General features: G+C 33.5%; 6 protein-coding genes. 2 read left to right on the forward strand and 4 right to left on the reverse strand.

All coding sequences use genetic code 11. The features are described 5' to 3' along the window. The first annotated feature begins 154 nt into the window (after positions 1-154). Positions 155-1,015, forward strand: a complete 861-nt coding sequence (locus ACFOZZ_RS03155) for a LysR family transcriptional regulator (RefSeq protein WP_055288785.1) — start codon at positions 155-157, stop codon at positions 1,013-1,015. Here the strand turns inward: ACFOZZ_RS03155 and ACFOZZ_RS03160 are convergent. The 4 genes from ACFOZZ_RS03160 to ACFOZZ_RS03175 all read right to left on the reverse strand — a co-directional run bounded on the left by ACFOZZ_RS03160 (position 989) and on the right by ACFOZZ_RS03175 (position 3,883). After that, positions 989-1,858: a diacylglycerol/lipid kinase family protein gene (locus ACFOZZ_RS03160; RefSeq protein WP_055235211.1), complete on the reverse strand. Its 870-nt coding sequence runs from the start codon at positions 1,856-1,858 to the stop codon at positions 989-991. The two genes, ACFOZZ_RS03155 and ACFOZZ_RS03160, sit on opposite strands and share 27 nt — an antisense overlap. Positions 1,859-1,895: 37 nt before the next feature. Next, positions 1,896-2,543 carry a flavodoxin gene (locus ACFOZZ_RS03165; protein ID WP_055235209.1) on the reverse strand — a complete coding sequence of 216 codons (648 nt, stop codon included), beginning with the start codon at positions 2,541-2,543 and terminating at the stop codon, positions 1,896-1,898. Between the two features lie 231 nt (positions 2,544-2,774). Then, positions 2,775-3,191 (reverse strand): cupin domain-containing protein, encoded by a 417-nt coding sequence (locus tag ACFOZZ_RS03170; protein WP_217107311.1) that lies wholly within the window; start codon positions 3,189-3,191, stop codon positions 2,775-2,777. Positions 3,192-3,193: 2 nt separating this feature from the next. Further along, on the reverse strand, positions 3,194-3,883 hold the full coding sequence (locus tag ACFOZZ_RS03175; protein ID WP_376814686.1) for a carboxymuconolactone decarboxylase family protein: 690 nt from the start codon (positions 3,881-3,883) through the stop codon (positions 3,194-3,196). Positions 3,884-4,093: 210 nt separating this feature from the next. Here ACFOZZ_RS03175 and ACFOZZ_RS03180 point away from each other — a divergent pair. Next, positions 4,094-4,667: hypothetical protein (locus ACFOZZ_RS03180; RefSeq protein ID WP_376814687.1), on the forward strand; the 574-nt coding region annotated here is incomplete at its 3' end.

Here is a 4,667-nt window from a genome sequence, read left to right on the forward strand (position 1 = left end):
TAAATTATTCAAACTTGTTTTTAAGTTCGTCTTTTTTTATACGTTTTGATTGATTTTTGTTTCACACTTTTCCTCCCTGTCCTTGCAACATTATAATCCTGTTTTATACTATATGTATAATATATATTTTATATAGAATCTATAGGAGATACATATGGAACTAAAACAGATGAAATACTTTAAGACAATTGTAGATGAAGGGACTATAACACAGGCTGCACGTGTATTACATATTTCACAGCCTCCTCTTTCTATGCAGTTAAAAGCGATAGAAGAAGAATTAAATACAACACTGATAGAGAGAGGACATCGTCATATCACATTAACGCCTGCAGGGCACTTATTTTATCGTAGATGTAATCAGATGTTGAATTTATATGAACAGACAAGTAAAGAAGTACTAGGAGCTGCTACACAGATCTTACGTTTTGGGATTACTTCTTCTAATGGTTATTTAATTACACATGATCATATGGATGTGTTTAGAAAGAAATATCCTAAGTTAGATATTCACATGAAAGAAGGAACAACCTATGAGATGATGGATGCCTTGCTAGCTCATGAAATAGATATTGCGTTAGTCAGAACACCTTTTGATTCTACAAATGTGAAATCATTTTTATTTAAGCCTGAACCAATGATTGCGGTAGGACCTTCTACTCTTGTGAATGAAAAAAAGAACCATCTCATTGATTATCGAGATGATCCTGTTTTGATTCACAGACGTTATCGTCAGTTTATAGTAGATTATTGTTTAAATGAACTCCAATTCCAGCCACATATCCCTATTATCACAGATGATATACGTACTGCCTTAGTATGGGGTTCTATACTTGATCAGGTGGTTATTATACCTGAAGCGGCTATACCGTATATAGACTTAAATTCACAGACCTATACTAAACTTAAAGATAAGGGTCTCTATACATCTGCAGCTTTTATCACAAGAAAAGAAGAACTATCTCCAATCATAGAAACATTTATTTCTTTAATTATCAAAGACTACAAGATTTAGACTATTCTTCTTTACTTCTAAATGATAATGAGATGCTTTTACTTCTTCACCATCTAGGTTACATGGATACTGAGATTCTACATCCACTTCATCTACAGTAAAGACATGAGCATGTTTATCCTGATCAAGTGTTTCACTTACTATCTTCTTAATATATAAAGGAATGAGACCCTTATTAATTTGATCAAGAATCACAATATTCATGAGACCATCTTCTAATGATGCATGAGGAGCAATCTTATAACCCCCACCATAATATTTTGCATTGGCACAGGCACATAAAGTAACAGGACCTTCATATAATAGTGTTCCATGACTGGTCATCTTAATATGATAAAATGGATATTGGACAAAGTTTCTTAGAATAGAATACTCATATTGATGTCCTTTAAACATCTTAGGAATCTTCACATCATCATGAACATGATTTGCAATCACGCTATCACAGCCAAAACAGGCATTATTAATAAAATAACGATTATTCATTAACACTGTATCAATAGGAACTGTTTTACCCTTTAAAGACGCTTTAAGTACTTCTTTATAATCATTATTCTTAGAAATCATCTTAAAGAAGTCATTTCCTGTTCCATAGGGAATAACTACTAGTTCATGATGTGTACCTACAAGTCCCTGAATTACCTGATTCAACATACCATCCCCACCAACACTATAAAAACGTGTTGGTTCTTTATAATGTTTAATAATCTTCTTGGCGTGATCAGGATAAGTACTCATGAAAATATCATAATCATAACCCTGCATGACTTCTCTAATTGTTTCTATAAATGGATGATGATCATAATCATCATCCACTGGTTTAAGTAAAAATATATGTCTCATTATAGTTCTCCAAAAAAAGACTGGATCAGTATCCAGTCTAGATCATATCAATAGTTTCTAGCCACTCTTTAACGCCTTTGACATCAGTAAATGCCTTTGCACGCTTAAAGTTCGCATTTGGTATCATCTTATTAAAGTGAGCAACGCTCTTCTTGCTGGAATATTTCACATGGCCACGCCAGTTCTTTTCACTTGTACACATAGGCACAATTGTTTTACCTGATAAGTCATAATCCATACAGAATGAATCAATGATTAAAGGTTCATCCTTTTCCCAGCATGGATAAATAAGATACACTGTCTTGTATTGATCAATATCATCAATCTGATTTTTAAGAGTAGGTAATGTATCTAATACATGTTTATTCTTATAATCATGTTTATTTTCTTTAAGTGCTTTTGCGTAAGCTTCTCTTTCTTTTCTATGTTCTTTAATTCTTTCTTTAAAGTCTGTAGAGTACTTCTTAGAAGTCTGTAAACAAAGTAAGTCCCCTTCTGTATATGACTGTACTTGTTTAGCAAGTTTACGTTCTTCTCCATTGAATGAATAATATACAATCAATGTATCACTGAGACCACCTGTAATAGTTAAGGGGGCATCACTTTCTGAATATTTGGTATTATAAGTACATCCCGATAATGTGATCAACATCAAACATAAGAATGTAATGATTGATTTTTTCATAAAAAATCCTCCTCGAATCTCATTATAACATATTTCCTAGAAAAAAAATAATGAGTTCACAATGTGTTCATAGATAAAAAGCATAATAGTACCTGTAAAGAGAAAGCAACTCCCTATAATAATAACAGCTTCCTTTTTACCAAGAGTGATCCCTAAAATAATTTCCAAACTCCCTTCAAAATAACTCTTGAAATAAACAACGATCAGGTATCCCTTCCTGATCGTTTTGTTTTATTTCAATTTTAGATATTCTTCTTCATCCACTGCTTCAAGCCACTCGTTTGAAGCATTTTCATTTGGTACACTTTCTGCAATATGTACAAAATAGCTTTCTGGTGCTGCACCATGCCAATGTTTGATTTCTGGCGCAATATAAACTGTATCACCCACATTGAGTTCCTGAGCAGGTTTTCCCCATTCCTGATAATACCCTCTTCCTGCAGTACATAATAAGATCTGTCCTGCACCATGATGGATATGCCAGTTGTTTCTGCATCCTGGTTCAAAAGTAACATTAGAAATAAGCACTTCCTGATCATTAATAGAATAGAGATAACTATTACCTACAAAATACTTAGCATATGCTGTATTCAATTCACCTATAGGATAAGGACTCTGTTTCTTGATATCTTCTAAAGTATAATTCATGATTATTTCTCCATTTCATGTATACATCTGATCGCATTTAAAGTACGTGGATAACCAATATAAGGCATGCAGTTAGAAATCACATTAATGAGATAATGCGCATCATTACCTACATGGAAGTTTCCACCAATATGAGATTTTAATTGTGGTTCAGTGCCGAGTGCTGATAGAAAACAGAATGTAATCATTTCTCTTTGTGCACCAGTGAGTCCCATTCTTGTATAGTAATCACCAAAGCAGTTACCTGCGAGCCATCTCTTGATATGACGTTCTTCTTCAGGACCACTTGTTTGGAATCCTGTCATATGTTCACCAAAGAGTTCACATTGTTTTTCATTACCAAGTTCTATACGATTGTCTCTATTTGTGGTAGACGCACTCTTTAATGGTTTATTCACATGTTTATTCATAATAGTGAGGAATGGATAAACCATACCAATACCAAGATAGGCTACTGCCTGGTAAAGAACTTCCTGGATTTCATCAGCTGTGAGGTATTTCAATAAGTCTTCTAACATATTTTCAAATAAATCATGAGACTTAGTTCCTACAAGTACTGCAGTAATAGATAAATAACGACTCTTATCATCTAAAGTGGTATCATTGATTACTTCTTCACCAATAAAATGTGAATAAAAGTCATAGAATTCTGGATTTTTGTCTTTAAAATTTTCCATAAACGTATATTTCATAGTCTTCACCTCTACAAGTATTCGGTAGTGTCAAAAATCTATATTACATAGCACAAATACACTGCCCTCAAATTTGTTTATATAAACAGTAAAATGATTACTGAGTATATCTTAGTAATCATCTTTTTTCGTATTTAACTAAAAAAAGATGAAACAACCTGTGTTATACTTTTAGCGCGAACAAAAAATATCACGAAAGGATGTTTCATCATGGAAAGTATAACACATTTAATTAATTCTATTGAATCTTTTTCTAAACAAAATTTTAAATTCTCTCAGTATTTTCAGGCTTTGAATCTCCTTGGCAAGATTCCAGATACTGTTTCTCATCGTCTGAATGATATTGATCTTATTCATCATCTTGAAGAGGCTTCAAAACATATTGATTGGCTTAACAGATTCTTTGAGGATAAGATCAATCCAATTACCAGGAAGGAACTATCCAAGCTTAAATCCAGCAAGAATAAAGATGTTCAGATTCCTTATGCAGACTTCAAGATAGATAAGCCTCCTATATTCAGAGATGAGCTTATCAAGCAGATCTCGTTCGAAGACATCATCAGAGAAAGCTACCTGAAACCTGTAAAGCGTAGAAGCGATGACTCCTTTACATTTGAAGGCGTCTGTCCTTACTGTGGTGCCCCTAAAGAGTACATCTATGACAACAGCAGAGGAAGAAGCCAGTATAAATGCAAGGCCTGCAAGAACACATTTACCGTAAAGACTACAATCAGGGAAGATGTTGGAATATACTGTCCCTACTGCAAGCATAAGCTCACTTTGC

Source organism: Catenibacterium sp. GCM10023432 (assembly GCF_042651925.1).
In the GTDB taxonomy this organism is placed as follows: domain Bacteria; phylum Bacillota_I; class Bacilli_A; order Erysipelotrichales; family Coprobacillaceae; genus Catenibacterium; species Catenibacterium mitsuoka.

Coding starts and splice junctions, on each gene's coding strand:
- ACFOZZ_RS03175 (WP_376814686.1), bottom strand. CDS start 3,883: ATGAAATATACGTTTATGGAAAATTTTAAAGACAAAAATCCAGAATTC.
- ACFOZZ_RS03160 (WP_055235211.1), bottom strand. CDS start 1,858: ATGAGACATATATTTTTACTTAAACCAGTGGATGATGATTATGATCAT.
- ACFOZZ_RS03170 (WP_217107311.1), bottom strand. CDS start 3,191: ATGAATTATACTTTAGAAGATATCAAGAAACAGAGTCCTTATCCTATA.
- ACFOZZ_RS03165 (WP_055235209.1), bottom strand. CDS start 2,543: ATGAAAAAATCAATCATTACATTCTTATGTTTGATGTTGATCACATTA.
- ACFOZZ_RS03155 (WP_055288785.1), top strand. CDS start 155: ATGGAACTAAAACAGATGAAATACTTTAAGACAATTGTAGATGAAGGG.